We start from the raw sequence: 25,094 nt of genomic DNA on the forward strand, positions 1-25,094 counted from the left end.
ACGCTGCACAGGTACATCAATGACGACCCGTCTGAGTACCAGGCTCTCTATTCAAAAGTCATGGCGTCAGACGAACTGGTGCGGATCTCTGACGGACCTGACGGCATTCGCTATTCGACGAAGGAAATGATCGACCTGGAAACTGGCATGGCACGCGACGTCTCGGCCATGTCCGGACGTTCCAGTCATGGTGTCAAGGATAGGCATGTCGATCGCGCCATTGACCGGCAGGGCGATGCGATACGGCGTGGCGTCGCTGCCGGCTTGCCGGATGACCTGGCCGCCGATCAGCGCGCGCGCCTGATGCAAGACGTCGGGATGAGCGAGGAGCAGCGTGACGCCGTCCGCCACATAACTGGCGATCAACAGGTGTCTGTGGTTGTTGGCTTCGCGGGTGCCGGCAAGAGCACCATGCTTGCCGCTGCCAAGGAGGCCTGGGAAGCCGAGGGCTACACCGTCCATGGGGCGGCACTGGCGGGCAAGGCCGTCGCCGGTCTGGAGGAGAGCGCCGGCATCGAAGGGCGTACACTGGCGTCATGGGAGATGCGCTGGAAGATGGGCACCGCCCAGCTTGGATCGCGCGATGTCATGGTCATTGATGAGGCCGGCATGGTGGGATCGCGGCAGTTGGCGAAGTTTGTGTCGGAGGCCGAACGCACTGGCGCCAAGCTCGTGCTGGTTGGCGATCATGAGCAGCTTCAGGCCATAGGTGCAGGGGCGCCTTTCCGGGCCATTGCCGAAGAGGTTGGTTATGCCTCTGTCGAGGATATACGTCGCCAGCGGCAGGACTGGCAGAAAGAGGCCTCGCGCGCCTTCGCCACGGAGCGGACCGAAGAGGGGCTGTCGGCTTATGAGAAACGCGGCCACGTCCATCTGAAGGACGATCAGGAGGCGGCGCGCGCGGGGTTGGTGCGTGACTATGTCGATGACGTTGAGGCGCGACCGGATGGCAGCAGGGCGGCCATGGCGCATCGCCGGGTTGATGTTCACGCGCTCAATGAAGACATCCGCGAGGAACTGAAGGGTAGGGGGCATCTGCAAGGCCATGAGCTTGCCTACAAGACTGAGAACGGTGAGCGCGCTTTTACAGCGGGCGACCGGATCGTCTTTCTGCAAAACAACCGCGACATGGATGTGAAGAACGGCACACTTGGCACGGTCGAAGCCGTCGAGCGTGGCCGCCTCCTAACGCGGCTGGATGGCAGTGACCGGGCCGTGGCGATCGATGCCACGGAGTACAAGACGTTCGATCATGGCTATGCCACCACCATACACAAAACCCAGGGCGCGACGGTAGACCGGGCGTATGTCTTGGCCTCTGAGACGATGGACCGGCACATGACCTATGTCGCCATGACCCGGCACAAGGACATAGCGACCCTGTACGCTGGTGAGGATCAGTTCGCCGACATCGACGCCCTGAAGTCCCGCCTTGGCCGCTCAGGCGCCAAGGAGACGGTTCTGGACTATGTCGACCGCGACGGTTGCCGTCGTGACACCGGCCAGCAGGTCAGGGACACTGAGGCCTTTGCCAGGCGGCGTGGCATCGACAGCGATATCGTCTATCCGGTGGAGCGCCAGCCGCCGGGCCACGTGCGCGACAAGGAAGTAGAGCCCGATAGATCGAACGAGCCATCTCAACCGGCGAAGAAGCGCAGCATGTTTGCCGGCCTGAAGCTGAAGGCCAATGCCCCGGAGCGTGACAACGACCTAAACAGGGATATCATTGACAAAAGGTCCGGCAGACGCGGCACATCACCGTTGGAGAAGGCGACGGACCGATATGCTCGCGCCTATAGCGATGCCGCCAGAATGCGACGTGATGGCCTGCCGATCCTCGAAGGTCAGAAGCAGGCGCTGAACGAGGCTGCCCGGTCATTGGATCAGGCGCAGCCCGGTACGGCCGGGGTTATGGAGTCGGCCCTGCGGCATAACCCTGCCATGCGGCAAGCCATGATGGATTTGTCGGGTGAGGCGCGAACCCAGACCCTGATCACGGGCATGGCGCAGGAGCGCCAAGCCTTAGCTGACCCGCATGTGCGGGCCCAGCGCTTAGTGGATCGGTGGCAGTCGCTGAGCGCTCGCCAGCAGAGCTTGCAGGGCTGGCAGCACGACGAGGCCCGCGCGCCCGTGGAGAGGGCCATGCGCGACACGGCCAAAGAGATAGCCCGCGATCCTCAGGTGGAGTCCTTGCTGCGAAATCGGCGTAAGGAACTGGGGCTCGCCAAGGCTGGCGGTCAGGACAGCATCAGTCGTGAGCTGGAACGATCGATCCAGCGCGACCGCGACCGTGATCGGGGCTTAGGATTGTAGGAGGGGATAGAATGGTAGACGAGATGGCACCGGTGGGCGGCGAAAACGATGTTGACGAGGCAGCCAAGGCATTTGAGGCGCTTCGCAAGTCCATTGACCGGCGCAATACGGCGACAACGACTGAACTTAAGACGATCCGTAAAGGCGTCGAGGCCTTGTTCGACCAGATCGAGGCTTTGCAGGCCAAGCCTGACTTTGCAGCGGACCTGGCTCAACTGAAGCAGATAGGTGTTGTTGTCGCCAAGCGTCTGGAGGCATTGGAGGCCTCGCCGGCTCTGAAGCAAGGTATCAACGCGTTTGAGCGCGCAGGTACAGACCTTGTAAAAGCGTCGGCCCAGGCATGCGACCAGAAAGCGCAGCGGTTCGATTATGCCGCGTCAGCGCTTGAACGTATTACCAGGAACATCAATGACCGGCACATTTATAGGCGGTACGTGGCGGTAGCTGGTGGCGCAGGCATGGTCGTAGGTGCGCTGTTGTTGCTGTTCCTGCCACGGCTTTTGCCATTTGACGCCGACAGCCACGTTGCAGCAGCAGTTATGGGTAAACCTCGCTGGGAGGCCGGCGCCGCGATAATGTATGCGACGGATGCGGCTGAATGGCAGGCGGTGATGGCCAATGCGCAACTGGGCGTGGAGAACGAGGCAGGTCTTGCACAATGCCGGCTAGCGGCGTTGAGGACTGGGCAGACTCAGAGGTGTGCGGTGAAAGTCAGGCCTGATCACGGCTGATCGATTGAAACACAGATGTAGGGAGCGCAGACTGGTCGGCGCAATCTTCTTCGAACAGAACGACGAGTGGGTGGTTCAGCGCGGACGCTACATCACACTTGAAACCATCGCTCAGATGAGCGATGGTCCACTCCTCAGCATGCCAGCAGTGGCGAACTGAGCGATATCAGGCCCTATCCGGAAGTGATTGATGCCAGGCGCTCAATTACACCATCTCTTGGGGCATAATCACCGCAGGAAGACGGCACAGTTACAGAAATGCTCTTTAAGAGTGCGTCCGATGACTTGAGGCCCATACGGATTTCACTAATCCTAAAATGAAAAATTTCCTTACTCAGCTTGGATCGGCGAGCACTGAATGTCCGTATGATAGGACCGAAACAGAAGTCTAGAATGTCGGTTTGTTGCAAAACTGTTATAAAATTCATCTTGTAATTGCAATGCTGGCTCTTTAGTAGTCCTGTGGGCTTTAGGGTGGGTACTATATGGATGGGGAAAATGTCGGCCTTGACAGGGGGCTATTGTGTCTCGTGTTGCTTTTGGGCTTTCACCAGATAAGTGCTGACCCCGGTCAACTAAAACATGCGCTAGGCAAGGACGGTGTGGCAAACGCCGGAGATCTTGTCCTATTGTCGCGTAAGTTCGGTGCCCGATCCAAACTCACCAGACTGCCTTTATCCCGACTGCAAGATGCGCCGCTGCCGGTTATTGCCTGCGGGCATGGGGGTGATTTCTTTATTCTGGCGCGTGTCCATGACGGACAAGTACTCATTCAGCGACCTAACGAGGCACCGACCACCCTGCCGCTCAGCGAACTCTCGGCAATATGGTCGGGTGAAGCCGTGCTGATCACGACGCGCTCGGAGCTATCCTCGAACAACAAGTTCGACGTTACTTGGTTCATCCCGGCGCTTGTCAAGTACCGGGGGCTGCTCGGCGAAGTCCTGGCGGCCTCGCTGACCCTGCAATTGTTTGCGTTGGCGACACCGTTGATCTTCCAGGTCGTCATTGACAAGGTGCTGGTCCATCAAGGCTTGACGACGCTTGACGTTTTAGCGCTCGGCCTGGCGGCCGTCACGATCTTCGATGCGCTGTTGAGCGGACTTCGTGCGTCATTGTTCACCCATACAACGAGCCGTGTCGATGTCGAACTCGGCGCGCGGCTGTATCGTCATATGCTGGCCCTTCCCATGGCCTATTTCGAGGCGCGCCGGGTAGGTGATACCATCGCGCGTGTCCGTGAACTCGATACCATCCGGGAGTTTCTCACGTCGTCATCTGTGACACTGATCATCGATCTTCTGTTCACGGCCATCTTCCTTGTGGTGATGTGGTTCTATTCGCCCTGGCTAATGTTGATCGTGCTGATCTGCATTGTGCTCTATGCCCTGACGGCTGGCCTTATCACGACGCCTTTGCGTAAACGCATCGAAGAGCGGTTTGCGCGGGGCGCTGAAAGTCAGGCGTTTCTGGTAGAAAGCGTCTCTGGCATCCAAACTCTTAAGGCCTCGGCCGTCGAACCGCAGATGCAGACGCGCTGGGAGCGTTTGCTGGCGGCCTACGTCAAGTCCGGCTACAAGGCCGCCCAGCTCAATATTTGGGGCGGGCAAGCGATCCAGTTGATCAATAAGGCCTCAACAGTCCTGATCCTCTTTGTTGGCGCCAAGCTTGCCCTAAGTGGCAAAATGACGGTGGGGGAACTGGTGGCCTTCAATATGCTGGCCGGTCGGGTGGCCGAGCCAGTGCTCCGTCTGGCCGGCCTATGGCAACAATTCCAGGAAGCCCGCGTTGGTGTCGACCGGCTTGGCGACATCCTCAATACGCCAACGGAAGCACAGTTCTCGCCTTCGCGTGCCGCGCTGCCACGTATCGAAGGCCAGATCGATTTTGATGATGTGACATTCCGCTATAAGCCGGGAGGACGCGAGGCCATCCGGCGGGTTTCGCTGCAAGTAATCCCTGGTGAAGTCCTGGGGATTGTCGGGCCATCGGGTTCCGGCAAATCGACACTGACCAAGCTTGTCCAACGCCTCTATGTACCTGAGAGCGGGCGCGTATTGGTGGACGGCGTGGATCTCGCTCAAGTCGATCCGGCGTGGCTCCGTCGTCAGGTCGGCGTCGTCTTGCAGGAAAACCTGCTCTTCAACCGCACGATACGTGACAACATCACTCTGGCCGATCCGTCCCTTCCCATGGAGGCAGTCATTGCGGTCGCCAAAATGGCAGGCGCCCATGAGTTCATTCTGGAGATGGCGGAGGGCTACGATACACTTCTCGAAGAGCGTGGCTCCAACCTATCCGGGGGGCAAAGACAGCGCCTTGCGATTGCCCGTGCACTGATCACAAATCCACGCATCCTTATTCTTGATGAAGCAACGTCGGCACTTGATGCAGAATCCGAGGCGATCCTGCAAAAGAATATGGCATCGATCGTCAAGGGACGTACCGTCCTAATTATCGCTCACCGTCTGTCGGCCATCCGCATGGCCAGCCGTATTGTCACCATGGAGGGCGGCGACATCACCGAGACTGGCACCCACGACAGCCTGATGAAGGCTGGCGGGCGCTACGCCAGCCTGTGGCATACCCAGATGCGGGGGCTGGACGCATGAGCCTGAAGAAGCACATCCGTGTTCTGGCCGAATCCTGGAAGGCCGAAAGCTTGCGCCGGGGTATTGAGCGCACCAACCGAATTGAAACACAATTCCTGCCGGCCGCCTTAGAGGTAACTGAAACCCCACCGTCGCCGATCGGCCGCGCCATCCTTTGGTCGATCATCGCGGTGACCTTCGCCGCACTATTGTGGTCATGTCTGGCCAAGGTTGAAATGGTGGCCATCGCCGAAGGTCGCCTGGTCCCGACTGGTCGGCTGCGCTCTGTGGAAGCTCTTGAGCCGGCCCTCGTTCGCACGATTGCGGTGCGTGAAGGGCAGCACGTCACCGCCGGGCAGGTGCTGATCGAACTCGATCCGACCATGACCGACGCCGATGCCGAAAGTGCCGTTACGGAGCTTTCGACCGCTGGACTTGTGCTGGCGCGCTCCAATGCTCTGTTGTCGTACGCGGCGGGCAGGGGAGCGGCCTTGGCGCCTCCCGAAGGCTCTGCTGCTATGGCCGTTCAGGCCGAAAGCCAACTGGTGGCGGCGCGTATTTCCGCCTATGAGGCTAAGCGCCGCTCGATCATGGAGCGCCGGATCGGCGCCGAGGCGTCGATGCGTGCCTCACAAGCAGAGATCACAAAACTGCAACGCACATTGCCCATTCTGCAAAGCCAGTTCGACGATCAGACGGTGCTCGAAGCCAAAGGCTTCGGGGCGCGTCAGAAGGTTCTTCAACTTCAGCAAGCTATCATCACGGCCGAACAGGATATCGCGACACAACGCGCCCGTATGGACGAGGCGCATGCGCAAATGGCTTCGCTCAACAGTGACGCGGCTGAATTACGCGAGCAGTTCGTCACACAAGCCGCCCAGGAACGGACCGAAGCGGAAGGCCTGACAGCAACACGCGGCGATGCCTTCAACAAGGCCGACCGTAAGCGCGCCTTGCAAACTATGACGGCGCCGGTCTCCGGTACGATACAACAGGTCTCAGTAACAACCTTGGGTGAGGTTGTGGAATCCGGAAAACCGATTGTCACTATTGTTCCAGACGGCGAGGAATTAATCGTTGAAGCCCTTGTTCTCAATCGGGATGTCGGTTTTGTCCATGCCCATGATCGCGTTGTGATCAAGCTGGAAGCCTATCCCTTCACCCGCTACGGTACATTGGAAGGCGAGGTCAGCGAACTCTCGCCGGATGCCATCGTCGATGAAAAACGCGGTCTTGTTTTTCCCGCAAGAATAAAATTGTTGCAAAATGGAATTAAACTTAACGGAAGGGTTGTGCGGCTGTCATCGGGAATGAGCGTTGCCGCTGAAATAGTAACGGGTAAGCGAACCATCATCGGTTACATCTGGTCACCGGTCGCCAAGATGGCGAGCGAAGCAGGGAGAGAAAGGTAGGGGCTATGAGATACCTGTATCAAAAAAATAAGAAATCGACGGTAGGAATCTGCAAAATAAAGTTGAGCGTTGTGTTGACTTTGTCGGCTTTAGGTTGGGGCGCTCAGACACAAGCAGAGACGATACCTGCGGGATATCCTCCCAGGGGCGCCACGACTATTGGAACCGTTGAGGCTAAATGCCTTCCATCGCCAGTAACCGCTGATGATAGAAAAGTGACGGCTCACCTAATTGGCTGCTTTTTGGAAGAAGTATCGGGCATTGATACTGATAGTCTGAAAACTGTTAGTGATGTGAAGAATGCTTATGGTGACTTGGTATCAGATAAGTATCTCGAAGATTGGTCCGCAAACGGACACGTCACCATTGGAACGAGTCATGGTTATAAAATTATGAGATTTGAAGGCTTAACTTATAGCCGTAACCTATACGCTTTTGATAATTTGGTTATCTATGGTTATCTTATAAGCGAAAACGGGAAAGATAAGATTAGAGATTTTTACAGTCTTAGTTTTAGCGGTATTAGTAAAGATAGAAATCTTATATTGTCAAGCGTTAGAGATAAAAATGCGCTGATAAAAACGTATAGTCAAGACAGTCTTTCAACCGTGGAAAGACAATGAAGAATCAAAAAATGCCATTAATATACAAAGATAGTCAAATCTCAATTGATAGAATAGCGCGTACGGTGCGATTCATTAATAATTTGTGCCGCATTATAATTGTCATATGTATAATATACGTTTTTGCTAGTTGGAATTTAAACTTAGAGGGCCATTCTTCTAGCGGAAAATTCGATCACTTAACAACTGTTTTGTTAAATTGCTTGTTATTATTTTTACCAACAATATCAGGTCAGTTTTTGATTTTTATTCTGTATTTGTTGTTTATACCTATACTGCTAATCACAAAGAAAAAAAACTTAATTATAGTAATTCGAGAATTTGTCGTTTTGTGTATATTTTTTGTTTTTTGCTATCTGCAACTGTTCAATCCCCAAGCGTTTTTTCAGAATGATCTTACTTTATAGCCATGACCGTAACCAAACGTCAGCAGGAGTGTCATAAATGGCCTTTAACTCTCAGTGGGAATTTGTTCCTGCGAATTCATTGATTTATTTGCGTTATGTACAAGTACATCGCAGTCAATATAATTATGTCGCTTCCGTACTAGGTGTCCGGAGCACCGCGATAGCCGGCGCAATGATGGAGGAATATCGTGCGCAAAATAATAGGTACAAAAATGTTGGGCCTGTACCTGTAGCGGTTCCGCTTGGATACAGTATAGATGAAAGTAGAGATCAAAATACTCTAAGTTACATTCAAAAGCATGACGGCTACGCAACCTCTCAGGCGATGCTGGAATCTTATTATAATAACAATATTTCTGCCATTGAGTCGGGAGCGGTTGTTCCAAAGGACGACTTCTATGGAAGATCAGAATTTGGTTGGTCTTATGCCAGAAATCCAATGGGGTTGGATGTAGGTGTGGGAAATATAAGATTTGGATATGCAATATATTTAGTTAAGCAGTATATAATTCAACATCCAAACGATGATCCTCTGAATTTAAAGCAATATAGTGGTAATTATACTAAATTATTTCAAGATATGGCGAATGCTGATTCCGACACGTCTATTTCTATTGCTGGGATGGCAGTAAAGGCTGCTGAAGATTTTTATATCAACAACCCAGATGCTGTTGTTCGAAATAGATATTTGAACGCGACTCCAGAAAAGCGAGACGAATATATAGATATTAGATATAGGAACTCACCGGAACGCGCGGCGGAGATCATGAAAAATGAATCTCTTTTAGCTCAAGCTAAAAGGCCCGGATTTCCTAATTTTTATACTGAAACTAGTGGGGCACATACCAATACCTATCAGTACTATGGTAAGATTTTGCAAGGCTCAGCGACGGTTAGGGGGGCTTTTCTTTATTACGATGGAAGCGGTGTCATCACTAATTTGACAAACCGCTATGATTACCAATGGTTTTCGACTCAGTCCTGGGCTAGTGCCCCTCCCCCCTATCTCGATGGCGATATTACCGTAGTAACCGTAATTATGCAGAACTCTGTTCAGCTCCAAAACGGGTATTCATTGCGCGGACACAAGAACCCTGATGGCACCTTTGTCGCGGTCGTACAGAATGATCGGAAACAAATAATACTAACGGTGCAAATCGAGAGTCCTACCACAAGCGGATACCAGGACTCCTATATAGGTACAGATGGAGCGTGGCATTACCGGGCAAATAATCGGGATTATACGGCAACTACGAATATAGATGGCACCACTACGGTAGTAGCAGGTCGGAAATCTTACACGTTTGCAAGTGGTAGCCAAATAAAGGCGACTGGATCAGTATTAATAGTTTCAAAAATGCAAGATAATGGCTCTGTAACGCCGTTGGCATCGATCACGCTTGATCCAAACGGAGATGCCAATATCATTACTCTATCTGAGAAGAAGGCGTATACTGAATTCGATACTAATAGAATTCAGCTTAGCGAAGTAGCTCAGGTATACGGCGGGTATGGTGCTGCAATTGGGTCGGCACTTAGCAGTTTTATTTCAAGTAATGACAAGGTCGGCGGCGTAATTTATTCTAGTTTATTGGGGCAAATTGGGAAAGGACTTGCAATCGCGTTGTCCGGAAATGCGGCTGATTTTGGAAGTTTCTTCCGAGGCGAAAATATCAATATCGTAAATAACTTTGCAGGTGGCCTTGGTGCTAATATTGTGAGTGGTGGGGTCGGAATTTTAAGTTCGACACTCACACTTGATTTGGCCAATCAACTAGGAATTAAAGGTTTTGGTGCCGAGCTGCTTTCTACGGTTGCCTCGTCTACATCGTCGGCGGTTGTTACTCAAGTATTAAACAATTTGTCGGCGGGGCAAAATGCATTTTGGGGATTTTCTGGTCAAACCGCTTTCAAAGAAGGAGCCCAGCTTTCAACAACTAACTTAAATAACGTCGCCGTCGGAGCGATAGGCTCTTTTCTTGGGGCTAAACTTGGTTCTTTGATAGTCCAACCAAAGACACAAGCCGGCGCTGTGCTTTCATCATTAGGTTCGGCAGTTGGAAGTTTGGCGGCCCTAAGTGGCCACTTAGGGTTTGGAGCCGTCGCTGGTTCATTGGGGCTCAACGCTGGCTCTTTGGCATTCAATTTTATTATGCCTGGAATCGGAACTTTCGTTGGCGTCATTCTTGGAGCATTGATCGGCAATCTCTTTGGGCGGAAAGCTCCAAAGGTGCCAACTGCCTCCGCGGAGACAATATTGCAACTTCCGTATGCGCGTTATGAGGTGGGATCTGCCACAACCACCAACGGAGGAAGCTTGAATTTAGTCAATAATATGGCTGTCACCGCTCGTGATATCTTAAATGGGCTAATTATTCAAATAACTCATGGTAACGAGAAGTCATTTGTCTCGAACTTCAGTGGAAATACTACGACCCAAGTTTACGGCCATTCTGGAAATCAGTTATATGTAAAAATTAATGGTGTAAAAAAGGACGTAATCTCGGCCGATCAGGCTGTAGAATACGGGGTCATAAAAGGTGTGAAAGGCACAAAAATTGTTGGCGGCGATATTTTTTTGAAGCGTGCAATCTTATCTTCTTTATCGGATGATTTGATTTCTTTGATGGGGGATTTATCAACTGCCGCAGATTTTTACACTTATCGCTTAAACTCGGGTTTGATTAATTCATATATTAAAGACGCATACGCCAGTCTTACGGACGCAGAAAAGGCACTGTACGCTAAATATAAAAATGTATTCGACACGGCTTTAGGGAACGGCCAAACTGCAGTAGACATCGACGCAGCTTTGAGAACCGCTGGTGAAAATTTAGTTTCAAATCCAAGTAGCTGGCATATCAACAAGATACTCAAGTCTATCTCCGCTCAATCCGTTAGTAATCCTTGGATAGTAACCTTACAGAGGTCGTCGGAGCTCAAACTCGATCAGTTTGCCATCTCTGACTTCAACGGAGGGTTGGGTGGCTTTCTCGGCAGTTTGGGCGTAAACAGTGGTTCAGGAGGGTACTTCGAAGAAAGTAGTTTCCGCACGCGATGGAATAGTGCCGCAGGAGCAATCATTTCGGTCAGAACGCCTGGTTCAACGGCGGGCGTCTTCAATATTTTGCCGCAAGCACTAGCCGGGCCGGACAGTAACGATCTAAAAGACGGCCACTTCAAGCATCTCAATGCCGTTGGCGCTATACCGGCGTTGTGGAATGTGGCGACCAATGCAACTACGGCCTGGAGCAGCAATGTCAATATGCAGGACTGGTCGGGTACCGGTAATGATGTGCTCTGGTCTCATATGGCCGGAATCACGAATGGTGAAGTGGTGGATCAATACGCTGATCTTATTGCTTCGCAAGCTGGCGTTACCTACGAATCCAGTGTCTATGCGGCCCAGCATCGTGGACGGGCAGAACTGTATGTGCAGTATTTGGACGAAAACAAGAACCACCTAGCCTGGGCGCAGATGGGCGGCGCTGCGCGTGAGAGTGGAGCCTATCAAGGGGACATCAATAATTTCAATCTGCTGAGTGGCACGTCAGTAGCACCCGCCGGAACGGCTTATCGTCGCGTGATGCTGCGGCTCGTCAGCAATGGTGGTAACGAGCCTTATGCTTTCTTCACACGTCCGACGACGCGGGAAGTGGTGGCAGGCGCAGCCACGCCGAACTGGGAAGATACTGGCCACAGTGTTTATATCGATAACATGTCTCAGGTCGGCTACAACACCTCCGGTTCTAGCACGACAGGTAATGACGTCATCGATCGCAGCGGTCGCACATCGGATGTGTCGATTGACGACGTTAACGTATCCCTCTCAGGTGATGATATCTTTATCGGCGGCCAAGGCAATGATACGATTAATGGTCGTTCTGGCTGGGATTGGCTGGATGGTGGCGCTGGTAACGATACCATTTACGGGGGTACGGAAAACGACATCGTCATAGGCGGCTCTGGCAATGATAGCCTCTTTGGAGAAGGCGGGGACGATTATCTTGCCGCCGTGTCCGGAGCGGATTGGTTGCGAGGCGGTGACGGGAATGATACCCTAGTAGGTGGGACAGGTGGCGACGTCCTGGTTGGCGGTAACGGAAACGATACGTTACTCCTAGTCGCCGACCAATCATGGAACTGGTATTGGGGCGGCGGTGACTTCAACTTCACGGATGATGCCGCGAGCAGTGATGCGATAAGCGCAGAGCGCTTTACTGTCGGCGTGCGCTACGACCTTGACCTTCGACCTGCCGATTGGAATAGCAATGCTGATTCAACGGTAGCTAATCCCGCCTCACGTCTGGCGGAAGTGTACAATAATGCGACTAATCAGTGGCTCACCAGCAGTGGTCTTATCAATATTGAAAGCGGCACGGGCTCGCAGTTTGCGGACACTATATACGGTACGGTGGGGGCCAATACCCTCAAGGGTCTTGCTGGAAACGATATTCTTAACGGGCGTGACGGAAATGATGTTTTGGAAGGCGGAGTCGGTACCGACGATCTTCAGGGGGGGAATGGAATCGACACAGCAAGCTATGAGAGTTCTAGTCAAGGTGTCAGAGTTAACATGACAACTGGTAAAGCCTTTGGCGGCGATGCCGAAGGGGACACTTGGAGCAGCATAGAAAATTTGCGCGGATCTAAGCTATCCGATGAGTTAAAAGGGTCAGCCACACAAAATAATATTCAAGGCCTTGCAGGTGATGATTGGATTGTGGCGACTGCGAGTGGAAACGTTACGCAAAGCTTTACTACGATCTATAATCCATACTCGGATGAACCAATCGTTGTGCCGAATGGATGGAATGGCGGTGACATTTATGACGGCGGCTTAGGATCTGACACGGTCGATTACTCGGAAGCTACGGCCGGAATTGCAGCTTATCTAGGTGCCTTCAATATATTGAGCACGGGAAACACGGCCAATCCAGGCAGTGGATCTGCTGGGCTAGCTCAAGGGCATATCTACATCGGCATTGAGAATATTGTCGGCACCGCTTATAACGATAGCTTGTCTGGTGGCGCAGGTGCCCATACCTTCGAGGGGGGGAAGGGCAATGATGCATTAAATGGCGGAGGAGGCGCTGATATTTATCTCTTCAGTCGGGGTGACGGTCTGGATACGATTACAGAAACTAACACGGACAACAATACACTTAGCTTCGGAAGTGACATTAAATATTCCGACCTGTATATAGAATCCTCTGGTGGTGCCTCTGGCTGGTTGAATGTCGGCATTCGGGGAACGACCGACAAGGTGGCGATCGCAAGTAATTTCGCAACGCTGACGAACAATAAGATGAAGACGCTTGATATAGGCGGAGCCTCACAATTGGACATCAGCCAGATAACGTTCCAGGTCAGCGGTGGCACGGATGGCAACAATACGCTGAATGGTACAGGCAATTATGACTGGATATTTGGCTTTAACGGTAATGATACTATCACGGGTTCGGGTTCATACTGGGAAGATATTGGCAATATCATCATTGGTGGTCTTGGGAATGATGCGATTTCAACCTCTGCGGGCGACGACCAATTCGCTTATGATCGCGGGGACGGTTTCGATACGATCACTGATACAGGCGGTGAAGACACGCTCGTATTGGGAGCGACTGCCAAGGCCGATGATGTTATCTACCAAGTTATGGGTGATGATCTCTATATCGGCCTAAAAGACCTAACCGACGCGACTAAGACGGCCTCGCAAGTGGCAGATAAGATCAAGGTTATCGGTGGTGCGGTCAAGACAACAGTTCACAATATGGTGGAGGTGTTTGGCTACGATCCTAATGGGGATCCTTATTATCACTATGAACCTGCAGGAGACACGGTCACTATAAATACAGTTGAATATGTGCTGGCCGGCGGTACCTCGATTGATCTGCGTAAACTCGATATCGCCTGGAAAGCCGCTGAAGCATGGAATTACATCCCTTGGACTCCCATTGCGCTCGACCTCGACGGTGATGGGCTAAATCTGTCGACGGTCGATGCCTCCGAGGTTGTCGTCAAGACTGCTGGCGGTGGTTTGTCGAAGGTGGCCTGGGTTGGGCCAACGGATGGTTTCCTGGCGGTCGACCGCGACGGTGATGGCAAGATAAACAAGCTATCGGAGATATCGTTCACTCAGGACAAACCAGGCGCGACCAGCGACCTTGAAGGTCTGAAGACCTGGGATACGAACGGTGACGGGTTGCTGAACAGCAGAGATGCCAATTTCAACAAGATCCTTCTGTGGGTTGATGCCAACCAGAATGGCCGTTCGACGACGAGAGAGTTGAGGACGCTGACAGAGGCTGGTATCGCGGCCATCGACCTTAACGGTGTGGCCACGGGCTACACGGCGGCCATGGGCATCGATAGCTTCGTGCAGAATACGATGAAGTTCATCTGGGCGGATAGCTCGCAAGGCAACGCTTATGATGTCGCTCTGGCGCGTCGTGTGCTAGGCTCCGAGGGGCTCTACGCTGGAGACTACCAGGCAGAATGGGGTGCGAGCAATTCCGACGGTACGATGGGACGTCTGATGAATGATCCTAAGACAGCAGCCAAAGCGGCTCGGATCGCCGCTAAGAAGGGCCTGCTCGATAAGATCGGCGCCAGCTACCAGGAGGTCAAGGCGAAGGCTCAGGTTGACTTCAGCGATACCGATGTTGTTGATGCGAAGGTGGCCAAGCGTTGGGCCAAGATTGACAAGAGTGCACAGGCGGCTTGGCTATCCGGACAGGTTATCCAGACAGATGCGTCTGTCGTTGCCGTATCGGCCCTGCGAGCTCTTCAGACGACCTCTGAGGCGGCACAGCAGGCCACCCGTGATCTCGTGAACACGGCCTACAGTCATGCCGCAGCTTCGGTCAGCGATGGGATTGGACTGGACGCAACAGGCAATGTCGCGAGCGCTTCAACGGGCTCTATCTCAACCAGCCAAGGCGCTGCGGAGTTGGGGAGCTTGTCCGTGACGGCGAGCGAGCCCGATCTCGGTGTCGCTGGTTATGCAGGCACTGGCGCTACCTCGCAAACGCAAGCCTGGTGGCGCAGCGAGGCGCAAAACGATAGTGCCTACAGATCTTCCAGCCTGAGCAACCTGCTCTCGGCGATGGATACCTCGATGCCAGACCAAGGCTGGGGGCAACCGTCCGACGACGCCATGGCGCAGCAACAACTGTTGTTGCGACAATCCATGGCGGCGTTCGGCGGCACATCGGGTGGATCGCCAGCCGTATGGAACCGTGATGCCTTCGACGCCGTAGCGCTCGCGGCTTCAACGGGTCTTCAGGCGCATGCGCAATCCGGCTTTGTGAGTGCAGTTGCCTAAGGCTGTGGCTCACCCTACAAGCGTCTGATCGGACGCTGACAATGACAAATATCCGCTCCACTAAACAGGTCGGAGCGGATGAACTATGGAGTTTAATGACATGGCTGAAACCTCTTCGGCACAACCCGCAGCCACGCCGCAAAAGACGGTGGCGCAAGTCCTCGGCGAGATCACCTGGCTGATGACGCAATCGCCCCTGCATAAGCAACTGTTCATTGGCGATCTTGAATGGTTCGCTATGCCGGCGATCCTGCTGGAGCAGTTCCGCGTCTGGAACGGCCCCAACAGCCCGGCAGCCGTGGCCCTGTGGGCGACGGTGTCGGAAGAGACCGAGGCCCGTCTCGAAGCCGGCGGCGGCAAACTGAGTCCGGACGAATGGCAGAATGGTGATCGCCCCTGGCTGATTGATCTGGTCGCACCCTTTGGCGCCACAGACGAGATACTGGCAGACTTGGCGTCGAGCATCTTCGACGGCAAGCCGTTCAAGTATCATACCATCGACCAGAACGGTGCACGGATTGTCTCGACCTATCAGGCGCCTTCCGTCAACTAACTCAAAGCCCACGGGGGGATTATCGTGTTGTTATCTGTTATGGCCATTGGCCTGTGGACTCTGGTCTGGCCCAAACAGCTTGAGGGTAACCCGTTGCGCTGGCTGCGCCCACATAAGGCTGAACCGTCGGAGCGTGAACTACGCCACAAGGCGCAAAAAGTAAAAGCGCGCATCTACGATGCTAAGCTGTGGCGCATGACGATCCAGACCGATGGCTTCACTGGACAGGTGAGGTGTCGCCTGATCAAAATGAAAACCCTGAACGAAGGGCGCATAACCTACGCTCAGAACACCTTCGGTTTTGAGATGGGTGAAGACGTCAACACGCTCAATGCCTGGTACAGCATCGACAACAGACCCGCGAAGCGTTGGCAGAGCCTTTACCCCGTCCTGACAGCGAACCGCGTCCCACTTGAAGGCGCAAGCCTCGAAAACCCCACAGGCGGTGTCGTTCTCCTCCCTGAGGCGGAGGTCGGTGACGGCCATGTCGTGACGATTCGTGCCAGCGAGAAGAGCCAACCGCGCGAATTTAAACTGAAAGGCTTTAAAAGCGCTATGGCTTCGGCCAGATACAACGGCTGTGCAGCAGATGACAGTTTCGAGCGCGGGAAATGGTAGGCGTAAAATACCGATGCTGGATGTCTGGCGTGGCGGGCGCGATCAGTCTTGCACTTGCCCCACAGTTTGCGAACGCCGATACCCTACTTGAAGCGATCGTTCAGGCCTACCAGTCCAATCCCGTCCTGCAAAGCCAGCGGTACGATCTGAAGGCGCTCGATGAGTCCTACATCAGGGCGTATTCGGCCATCCGTCCCAAGGGCGATCTTCAGGTGACGGCCGACTATATCGACAGTCGTGCCGGGGATGCAACCCAGGCCCTGAGACTGGCAGCCGATCCCAGCGTCGGGCGTCGCTTGCAATCGAACAAGGACGATGTGCGTCTGGTGTTGGAGCAACTGCTCTATTCCGGTGGACAAGCCAGTAGCGCCATTGACGCGGCCTCCTATCGCATCCAGTCAGGTCGTCAGAGCTTGCGAATGGCGGAAGGTGACTTACTGCTACAGGTCATCGGCGCCTATGAGGATGTAAATCGAGATACACAAAATCTTGTCGCGCGTCAGGCCAATCTGAAAGCCCTTGAGCGTCAACTGGAGATGACGGAGGCACGTCGTATCGCCGGCGAGGTGACACGCACCGATGTTGAGCAAGCGAAGGCGCAACTGGAGGCCGCAAGGGCGCAGATGACACTGACGCAAGCTCAACTGCAATCGAGCCGTGCCAGCTACGCCGCACTAGTGGGACAGAATCCTGGTACGCTAGACGAGGCGCCGGTTCTGCCCTTGCTGCCGGCAACGCTCGACCAGGCCTTTGACATCGCCACGGACAACAGCCCGGAACTTCTTCAGGCGCGCTTCAATGAGCGTGAAAGCCACAAGCAGGCGGATCAGGCACGATCAGCCAACAATATGGTCGTGTCCGCCCGAACGTCCTACGGTTTTAACGGCCAGCTATCACCCTATGATCAGCGGGATCAGGACGCAGATTTCTCAGTCAGCCTGACCTTCACGAAACCGCTGTTCTCCGGCGGCGCCAATGCGTCTGGCTACCGGGAAGCGCTCAACCGCAATGCCGGTGACCGTCTGCGCATTGAGGGGGCGAGACGCGTCATGGTGCAGAACATCATGAGGGCCTGGAACCAGGTTATATCGGCAAAGCTTAACCTCGACATCCAGAAACGGCAACTCGCGGCGGCAGAGATTGCTGCAGAGGGCATGCAGGAGGAATTCCGCTTTGGTCAGAGATCGACGCTGGATGTCCTGGTCGCCCAACAGAACCTGACCGAGGCCAAACTGGCGCTGATCTCTTCAAGTCGTGATGCCTATGTAGCGCAGGCATCCTTACTGCGCCAGATCGGCTATCTAGAGGCGCGCGCGTTGATTGTTGGTATTAATCCCTATGATTTTGCTGGCAATCTGCGAACGATCCAGTCGAGGAATGGGGTGCCTTGGGAGTCGCTTATCCGTGGGGCAGACACTCTTGGGCAGAGCCACGCTCGACAAACCCGACTCGATGAACCAGACCAGATTAAACTCGACCATGCAATCGCGCCGGCTTCAGGTGAGATCCACGACCTGAAGATCGGCACCGAAAGTCCAACAATACCCGTGCCCGGAACGGCGGCATACCCAAACTAAGGAGGCAATATATGCGCATCTCCATGCTTAAAGTGGCTCTAGCCGCGACGGCAGCGTTTGGTATGACAGGATGCGCAACGCTCGGTTCGCAGGGCGGACCACATTCTCTGGATTTGCTGCGAAGAGCGCTAACAACACCGGTTGACGTACTGGTATCCCAGGCCTCGCAGAACGAAGGCCGCGCACAATACGCCTTGGCCATTGTCTATGAATATGGCCTTCACTCCGCTCCGGTAGACCGAGCCAAGGCGGCAGAACTAAAGCGCGCAGCGATCGCACCCCACGGCACCATGCCGATCACACAATACATCGTGGGTCTGAATGGCAAACCGGGACGCACGGCGATTATCAATGTCCCACGCTATGACGTGACTGTCTTTGAGGGCCAGGCCAACGACCTCTGTGCAGAAGCGCTTAATGTGGGGGCTGCGACGGATGATGCATATGATAAGTGTCGAGGTGCAAAGATATTTCACGATTTGCAACGTCTTTGGACAGAGCAACAAGGGAATTCGGGATTTGCCACACAAAAATAATGGCAAGTTGCGAAATCTAAAATAGGCTTAATTTTCGGTTACGCTATTGTTCCGTCAAGACGCGATGAATTCACGGTTCCCTACTATGCGATGAAACAGCTATGAGTAAATGGTCGAAATATTTATGGTTCGTTTTATTGGGGGTTGGTGTAGGCATGGCAGTCGTTGGTTTTTGGGTCGAGCCTCAAAGCTTGACCATGAAATCACTGAAGGTGCAGACGTCCCGCTGGCCGAAAACAACTGATCCGATTACAATAGTCCTGCTTTCTGACATTCATGTCGATAGCTTGCATATGCCGCCGAAGCGGGTACGCGACATTGTCAAACGCGTTAATGCCATGCATCCAGACATCGTTCTGCTCGCGGGCGATTACATTGGTGGTGACTACTGGAATACTGGTCCCGTCAGAGGCGTGAGAAAGTTACGTTCGGACGCCGATAATCTTTTGGAAGAAGATGGCTTGCGTGCGCTTGATGGCTTTGATGCACCTCTCGGTGTCTATGCGGTAATGGGAAATCACGATTGCTGGTGGAGCTGTGAGCGGATACGCCAAGTCCTCGGGAAAACGCGCGTTCGTTTGCTTGAGAATAAAGCGTTTCGTGTAAAACGAGCAGGCGGGGATATCTGGATTATTGGATTGGAGGACGAGCAGTCCCAGCGTCCGGATTTTTCATTGGCAGCGACAGGTGTACCGGTTAACGCTGCGACCATCGTCGTCGAACATAATCCTAGTCTATTCGACTCTTCATCTAACAATTTTCCGATTCAAATGTCGGGACACACACATGCGGGACAGGTGCGTTTTCCTTTTATCGGTGCGCTCTTCCACGTGTCTCGTCATTCCGAAGACACGTCAGATGGATATGAGGTTATCGGTGACCGTATCTTAATCGTATCGCGCGGTTTGGGCGAAAGCGGTCTGCCAGTGCGTTTCGGTGCGGCGCCTCAGATCATGTTGCTTTCGGTTACCCCGGGGGCCAAATCAACGGTCACGGTACTGAATTAGTCGCCAGAGTCAGAGAGTTTCGGGCCAGTGTCTTATAGCGCCTAGCTTTCCGACCCAGCCCTGGGCGACCTTGATCACGATTTCATCGCCGTCGTGCGAAAGAGTTACCATTTGTCGGCCGCGATGGACAATGCTCAGCTTGGCGCAGACAACGTCGAAAGTCTGGCGCGCTGCCGGCAGGCTGCAACGCAGATCGGGCGGGCCCTGAGGTGTACAGTAAAGGTGATGCCAAGCCTAGATTGAACTGCGCTGCGGTTTACGGTCTTGAATATGTCGCATAATAGTTACTCACCTCCCGAAGCAGTATTTCAACGAGGAAATTTTTAGGTGCGACTATACCTTTTTGGGGTTTAATCAATCATAATGCGGCGCTTTAGGATTTTTCAGCTTCAGAGGGATTTACCATGTCTGATATCAATCTTTGGGATTTGGGCGGGAAAGGAGACGGTACCAATGAGTCCGCCATTTTGACAGCTGCAATCGCTACCGGGCAGCAGATTTTTATTCCATATATGAGGAAAGATCTTTCAGGCCCTGCTACTTGGTATTTCCCCGCTCAATACAATCTTACTTCCCCCGTCGTTATCGTCGGGGATAAACGCAAACCCCTCGTAAAACAGGGGGGGGCACCGCTCTTTGTAATCCGCAGCAACCATTGCGTAATCGAAAACATAATGTTCGATCAAAGCGCTCAGACCAGCGAATTACATTGCACGATTATCTTTGACACCAATTTTTCCCATTCGATAAAGGGGACACGAATTCGCCATTGCCATTTTGGTATTGGTCAGGATCTATCTACGATATTGGGGGGCTATCGGTCTATTGCAGATAACGGCGGAACGATAGTCGTGAATAGCACAACCGTTAACACAGAAATTGTTGATGCAAATATAAGCGATCTTGTCATATGGGGGGCAAAATCATGCCCCCTGTATTTTACTAGATTTCACGCTTCTGTTTACTTGGACCAAATTACGGTCGACTTTACAAGAAATACCACGACAGCAATCAATTATGCGGGCCTATACATAAATGGAGTTGGTCCTGGCGGTGAGGCAGATCCTGGGGGTTATGGCACAGCAGGGGTCAATATGACTTATGTCGCGGTTCAAGGTGCTGGAAACGGAACTAAGGCTGCTGGTGGCAACGGTTTTGAAATCAAAAATGCATTTGCTGTTGATATGACATTATGTCGGGCAGATGGCTGCGCCGGAAACGGGTTTGTTTTTAAAAACCTTATTGGATGTCAGTTTACCAATTTGGTAGGGTCGCAATGCGATCTCAACCAATATTACCTTACGGGTTTGAATCGGTGTACATTTACTAGCCCTTTTGCCGGAGGGTGCAGAGGAAAAACGGGAGCCTCATCCTCTCAAGATGGCTTTGGAGTACTCGGAGGATGCAGCAGGCTCATCGTTACCGGCCTGAGAGTAATCGATGCAACGGGGCGTGGGCTTCGCGTCAATGACTCAAATTCAAATCAATTCGTTGGCCTCAACATTTCAGATTGCTTAGGTAATGGTTTCGAGGAAACGGGAACTTCAAACTATAATATATTTGGCGCTGGCTTCACTGATGCTAATGGGCCTTACAATGGTGTTGTCAAAGGCTCTGGAACTATTGTGGAAAACATTATCAGGGCAAGCGGTGTGGCTGCTAACTCTGCAACTTCACCCCCAGCGGTTGCCATTACAGTCCCCGCTTCCTTCTAGGCCGTAGACGGATTAAGCAGCTGAGGACAAGATCGCAAACTTGCCCGGCTAATTGTAGCGAAATGCATTGGAGATAGGGATGGCGGAAATCACATGATTTCCGTCGCCTTGCCAGCCTCAATAAAAATCGAGCGGTATGTCGCCAGATTTTGAGCGATAAACCCTGTCGGAATGGTCACGTGTGCGGAAGCCAAATTCCAGATGTTTTCCGCACACGTCCTTTAAACATTTTGACGGACTGTTCTTGCAATGTCCGCCTAAGCACACGAAAAGTTGACAGGATTGATCTAAATTTGGCACACTTTTTGGCACACCTGCTCATTTTGTTTTTAGGAAGAGTGTAAATAAGCTATACAATTCAATATGAAGTTCGTGTAGTTCCCGGTAGCTCGTCAGGCTCATAACCTGAAGGTCGTCAGTTCAAATCTGGCCCCCGCAACCAGTACGCATACAAACAATATCAAATAGATAGCCGCCTCACAAGGCGGCTTTTCTATGCCCGAAATCCGCCTCCAGCTACCGCATAGCTACCATTTGAATCAAAAAGACACACACGGAAAAAATGTGAACAATGGTGGACGGTGGAGTCGGCCGGGTTGGGCGTTTTCATGACATGCCGACGTATGTCATTAAATATGTTTGAGCCAGCCGAGTACCAATTTACGCACCAGGTCATGGAGGCGATAAAACTTTGCCTCTTCATCAGAGCCGCGCAACTTTAAGCCCCATGGACTAATATCCCTTCGAAAGACATACCCGTGAGCAAGGTCAGAACGTAAATTGTAAAATTCTTTTTTCCGCTTCGCCGATACGTTTCCCGTCAGATAGTATTTGTCAATAAAAGAACTAAATAGCGCGAAATTACCCTCGTCGACCGGACGGTCACACGTATCACAATGCCCTGTCCGTTTAGGTTTTCCAATTAGTGCTTCTACCGAACTTACAAGGGCAACAAAGGCCTGCGAATTTGCAGGTGGACAATTCAAGCCGGCGACTTTTAACCAATATGCGGCGTGCAAAAACTTATTTCGATCATCTTGCGATAGTCTGGAGATCTTATCCAAATCACTAGCGAGGGTATCCGGTATCCTGAACTCGGAATGATGAGCGACATCATCAGAATAAAATTCTTCATTGCCGACTGTCGGTATCGGACTATATGACGAAAGGTCGCTAAAGCTATCTAGTTGCGCACGTGGATGAACATAGCCAATTTGGCGATAGTCGGTGAAACCGGGCTTCTCAAAATCGTTTACCCAGCCGCTTGTAACGTTAGGCGCTTGAAGGTTAACGACGGTCGGAAGCAAGACAACTAAAGAAAGTTCTGTCGCGTATAGTTTCCTCATCTGTCTGTTGAACGAAAAGCCCAAATTTGTACTCGACTCATACGAGACTTCCAAAATACTTGGATTTTGCTCACCTCCGTATGGTAGTTGAGGGCCGATGGATGGAATTAGTTGAAACTCGTCACGGTATCTGAAGTAACCATTTGTTTTCCCTCGGCTGAATAGGATTCCAGAGGCAACTTTCGTGCCTCCGGCCGATGTGATTTCGCTTTTAATTTTTTCCCTTATGGGTTTCAGATCACCGCGATCAAATTGTGGTCCGGGCTCAATTTTCAACACCGCACCAGCGTTTGTACAGCTTACCTTAAGAGCAAAGTCGCCTTGCTTTCTTCCGAAAAAAGCCGTCTTTTCGTCCACGAACCCGCCATATCCGAAATACCCAAGCATGCATTCCACGAGTTCATCAGCATCGATGGCGCCGGTTACAATGTCGTTTTTTAAATTAGTCAAAAAGCACCTGACAGTTATGGGCAAAGCGACGAAGGCCGAGAGGCCTAAGCTTATAGGCGCTCCCGGCAGACCGTTTGAACTGTATCGCGTAGAATAGTGATCCGCTCATCAAGCCATTTCAGCTCATCTGCAGAGACTGCATACTCTGCTGAATAGCGTGCCTCTACGTACGCCCTGCGGAGGCGGTCAAAGGCTTGTCGGTAAAGTTTGGTATCGTTGGGCCAGACCGCCTTTAGGCGGTCGTCTAGCGCCTCTGCTTGAGACCGCAGCATGGTAATGCGGTGGCTCTTGGGCGAATAGAGCGTCAGTACCAAGAGGACGCAATGGTAAAGCCTCTCTGCCGCCTGATGAAGATTGAAAGCGGTGAGCTTTGCGTTGCCACGTTCACTATGGAAGTTTGCGGCTGCCTGAAACTCGACAGCATCTGGAAACCAGTGGTCGTAGTTAGCCTGGGCTTCGTGTCTGACATCGGCCGCCGTGAGCGGCTTCGGCTTAACCAATGGATGACCAGGCGCTTCGTAAAGCATGATGCCGTCACGGGCGATGTCGGTGAAAAACGGGCGGCCCTTGGCAAGCTGGTCGTTTACATCGGCCAGATCGTGGACGATGAAATTGACCGGCGTTTTGATATTCTGGGTGACCGTCACCTCGCGGATGAAATGCTCATCCGCCTTGCCCCAATATTCGTGCAAATCGGTGAACTGGTGACTGTTGACCACGATAAGCAGGTCGTAGTCGGAGCGATAGCCGGAGAGCCGATCTTCGACCCAATCTCCCCGCGCGTAGGAGCCGAATAGGATGACCTTTAAAATGCGGCCGAGTTTGCGCTTGTCCGACAGCTTGGTCTTGGTTACGTCCTCGAACTCATCGAACAGAACCTTCACCACGCGCTCAAGCTCGCGGCGTTTTGTGTCCGGTAGGTGAGAGAGCTGATCGGCCAGCATCGAGATTCCTGTGAGTGGAAATCCGAGTCTAGCACCGCTGCCGGGCGTGGGCTACCGCTTTTGCGGCGGCCCTACCACGAGTGAGGCCTACCAGCGCTTCTTCAACGGCAATTCGAGCTGTGTCCATTGTGGAAGCCCGTTGGCGTCGGGCTTCGTCGTTGGCACAATCGCGGGCGCGGGCGGGGCGGGTGGTTTCCGTGAATTCCCGCCGTCGATAAACTCCAAGAGGTCTCGACGCATGATCAGTCGCCGCCCGCCAACCTTCACCGACCGCAAGGCCCCTTCGGCGATCCTTTCGTAAAGGAATGACCGGCCCAGGCCTGATGCCTTCACAGCCTCGTCTATGCGGTAAGAGATCTTGTCGTTGGTATCTGGCATGCGTAGGCCCTCCAGACCGAATAATATCATGCCAAGGCGGTTTGGCTGATAGTCCCGGGAGGGACAGGCAACGCCAAATGAGGTCAGGCGGCGCACCTAGCTAGACGCGATGAAACTGGATCGGGACGCAAACATCGCGTTCTGTGGGCTCTTGCCGGCCCGGCCAACCATAGGCCAAAGGGCCGAAAAGAGCCCATTTTTCGTGAAATTTTGGCGCGCTGCAGCAAAAGTCAATTAACGCAATAAAAACAATCCATTACAGCGAAATAACGTAACCGGGGCACATTCCGGTGCAGCTACGTTGCTGCGAGCCTGACGAGGGTTGGTAGCTTTTGGACGTATGGAGCGTCTTGGACTGTGAAGCGGTCGCCAAGGAATCGGTAGAACGAGATCTTGAGCTTTGCGCAGGTTTTCATCAGGCCGAGCATGGCATCTCGGGCGGCCTTTCCGGCGTCGCTCATGGTCCCGCCTGATATTTTGCGCTTTGTCACGATAGAGCGGATGTCGTTTTCCGAACCGTTTGTGTGTAGTGGGATGTCTGGGCGGTCCAGCACACGAAGGAGGTT

Annotated in this window: 16 protein-coding genes and 1 pseudogene; 13 read left to right on the forward strand and 4 right to left on the reverse strand. The window is 52.9% G+C overall.

The genetic code is table 11. The features are described 5' to 3' along the window. The 13 genes and pseudogenes from traA to B060_RS27450 all read left to right on the forward strand — a co-directional run. Positions 1-2,313: Ti-type conjugative transfer relaxase TraA (gene traA, locus B060_RS25470; protein WP_040401912.1), on the forward strand; the 2,313-nt coding region annotated here is incomplete at its 5' end. A gap of 11 nt (positions 2,314-2,324) precedes the next feature. Further along, positions 2,325-3,044 (forward strand): DUF6118 family protein, encoded by a 720-nt coding sequence (locus B060_RS0121115; protein ID WP_018083804.1) that lies wholly within the window; start codon positions 2,325-2,327, stop codon positions 3,042-3,044. Positions 3,045-3,072: 28 nt separating this feature from the next. Beyond that, positions 3,073-3,204: pseudogene (locus tag B060_RS27445) on the forward strand (IS256 family transposase); the annotation flags it as partial. Between the two features lie 325 nt (positions 3,205-3,529). Further along, entirely contained in the window at positions 3,530-5,656 is a 2,127-nt protein-coding gene (locus tag B060_RS0121125; RefSeq protein WP_026173041.1) for a type I secretion system permease/ATPase, read from the forward strand. Next, the gene (locus B060_RS0121130; protein WP_018083807.1) at positions 5,653-7,047 is read left to right on the forward strand and encodes an HlyD family type I secretion periplasmic adaptor subunit; all 1,395 of its coding nucleotides are present in this window, start codon (positions 5,653-5,655) and stop codon (positions 7,045-7,047) included. Before B060_RS0121125 ends, B060_RS0121130 begins: the two co-directional genes overlap by 4 nt. Positions 7,048-7,052: 5 nt before the next feature. Beyond that, a complete protein-coding gene (locus B060_RS0121135) occupies positions 7,053-7,670 on the forward strand; it encodes a hypothetical protein (RefSeq protein WP_018083808.1) in 618 nt (205 codons plus the stop codon). Positions 7,671-8,114: 444 nt separating this feature from the next. After that, entirely contained in the window at positions 8,115-15,404 is a 7,290-nt protein-coding gene (locus B060_RS0121140) for a calcium-binding protein (RefSeq protein WP_236621617.1), read from the forward strand. A 100-nt stretch (positions 15,405-15,504) separates the two neighbouring features. Continuing rightward, positions 15,505-15,957, forward strand: a complete 453-nt coding sequence (locus B060_RS0121145) for a toxin-activating lysine-acyltransferase (protein ID WP_155847769.1) — start codon at positions 15,505-15,507, stop codon at positions 15,955-15,957. Between the two features lie 24 nt (positions 15,958-15,981). Beyond that, the gene (locus B060_RS0121150; RefSeq protein WP_155847770.1) at positions 15,982-16,575 is read left to right on the forward strand and encodes a hypothetical protein; all 594 of its coding nucleotides are present in this window, start codon (positions 15,982-15,984) and stop codon (positions 16,573-16,575) included. Beyond that, entirely contained in the window at positions 16,569-18,152 is a 1,584-nt protein-coding gene (locus tag B060_RS0121155; protein WP_244874643.1) for a TolC family outer membrane protein, read from the forward strand. Before B060_RS0121150 ends, B060_RS0121155 begins: the two co-directional genes overlap by 7 nt. Before the next feature lie 11 nt (positions 18,153-18,163). Next, a complete protein-coding gene (locus B060_RS0121160) occupies positions 18,164-18,688 on the forward strand; it encodes a hypothetical protein (RefSeq protein WP_018083814.1) in 525 nt (174 codons plus the stop codon). A 101-nt stretch (positions 18,689-18,789) separates the two neighbouring features. Next, complete coding sequence (locus B060_RS0121165) at positions 18,790-19,695, forward strand: metallophosphoesterase (RefSeq protein ID WP_018083815.1); 906 nt, start codon at positions 18,790-18,792, stop codon at positions 19,693-19,695. Positions 19,696-20,099: 404 nt separating this feature from the next. Continuing rightward, complete coding sequence (locus B060_RS27450) at positions 20,100-21,410, forward strand: hypothetical protein (RefSeq protein ID WP_155847771.1); 1,311 nt, start codon at positions 20,100-20,102, stop codon at positions 21,408-21,410. Positions 21,411-22,039: 629 nt separating this feature from the next. On the opposite strand, the gene B060_RS0121170 is transcribed toward B060_RS27450, so the two are convergent. From B060_RS0121170 to B060_RS26855, 4 genes are all read right to left on the reverse strand, one after another. Beyond that, a complete protein-coding gene (locus B060_RS0121170; RefSeq protein WP_018083816.1) occupies positions 22,040-23,206 on the reverse strand; it encodes a hypothetical protein in 1,167 nt (388 codons plus the stop codon). Positions 23,207-23,256: 50 nt separating this feature from the next. After that, complete coding sequence (locus B060_RS0121175) at positions 23,257-24,150, reverse strand: nucleotidyltransferase and HEPN domain-containing protein (protein WP_018083817.1); 894 nt, start codon at positions 24,148-24,150, stop codon at positions 23,257-23,259. Between the two features lie 87 nt (positions 24,151-24,237). After that, positions 24,238-24,528, reverse strand: coding sequence for an excisionase family DNA-binding protein (locus B060_RS25480; RefSeq protein ID WP_236621618.1), 291 nt, complete (start codon positions 24,526-24,528; stop codon positions 24,238-24,240). A gap of 296 nt (positions 24,529-24,824) precedes the next feature. Beyond that, positions 24,825-25,094: IS66 family transposase (locus B060_RS26855; RefSeq protein ID WP_018083354.1), on the reverse strand; the 270-nt coding region annotated here is incomplete at its 5' end.

The sequence above is a fragment of the Asticcacaulis benevestitus DSM 16100 = ATCC BAA-896 genome, assembly GCF_000376105.1.
Taxonomy (GTDB): Bacteria; Pseudomonadota; Alphaproteobacteria; order Caulobacterales; family Caulobacteraceae; genus Asticcacaulis; species Asticcacaulis benevestitus.

Coding starts and splice junctions, on each gene's coding strand:
- B060_RS0121130 (WP_018083807.1), top strand. CDS start 5,653: ATGAGCCTGAAGAAGCACATCCGTGTTCTGGCCGAATCCTGGAAGGCC.
- B060_RS0121165 (WP_018083815.1), top strand. CDS start 18,790: ATGAGTAAATGGTCGAAATATTTATGGTTCGTTTTATTGGGGGTTGGT.
- B060_RS27450 (WP_155847771.1), top strand. CDS start 20,100: ATGTCTGATATCAATCTTTGGGATTTGGGCGGGAAAGGAGACGGTACC.
- B060_RS0121175 (WP_018083817.1), bottom strand. CDS start 24,150: ATGCTGGCCGATCAGCTCTCTCACCTACCGGACACAAAACGCCGCGAG.
- B060_RS0121135 (WP_018083808.1), top strand. CDS start 7,053: ATGAGATACCTGTATCAAAAAAATAAGAAATCGACGGTAGGAATCTGC.
- B060_RS0121145 (WP_155847769.1), top strand. CDS start 15,505: ATGGCTGAAACCTCTTCGGCACAACCCGCAGCCACGCCGCAAAAGACG.
- B060_RS0121125 (WP_026173041.1), top strand. CDS start 3,530: ATGGATGGGGAAAATGTCGGCCTTGACAGGGGGCTATTGTGTCTCGTG.
- B060_RS0121155 (WP_244874643.1), top strand. CDS start 16,569: ATGGTAGGCGTAAAATACCGATGCTGGATGTCTGGCGTGGCGGGCGCG.
- B060_RS0121115 (WP_018083804.1), top strand. CDS start 2,325: ATGGTAGACGAGATGGCACCGGTGGGCGGCGAAAACGATGTTGACGAG.
- B060_RS0121140 (WP_236621617.1), top strand. CDS start 8,115: ATGGCCTTTAACTCTCAGTGGGAATTTGTTCCTGCGAATTCATTGATT.
- B060_RS25480 (WP_236621618.1), bottom strand. CDS start 24,528: ATGCCAGATACCAACGACAAGATCTCTTACCGCATAGACGAGGCTGTG.
- B060_RS0121160 (WP_018083814.1), top strand. CDS start 18,164: ATGCGCATCTCCATGCTTAAAGTGGCTCTAGCCGCGACGGCAGCGTTT.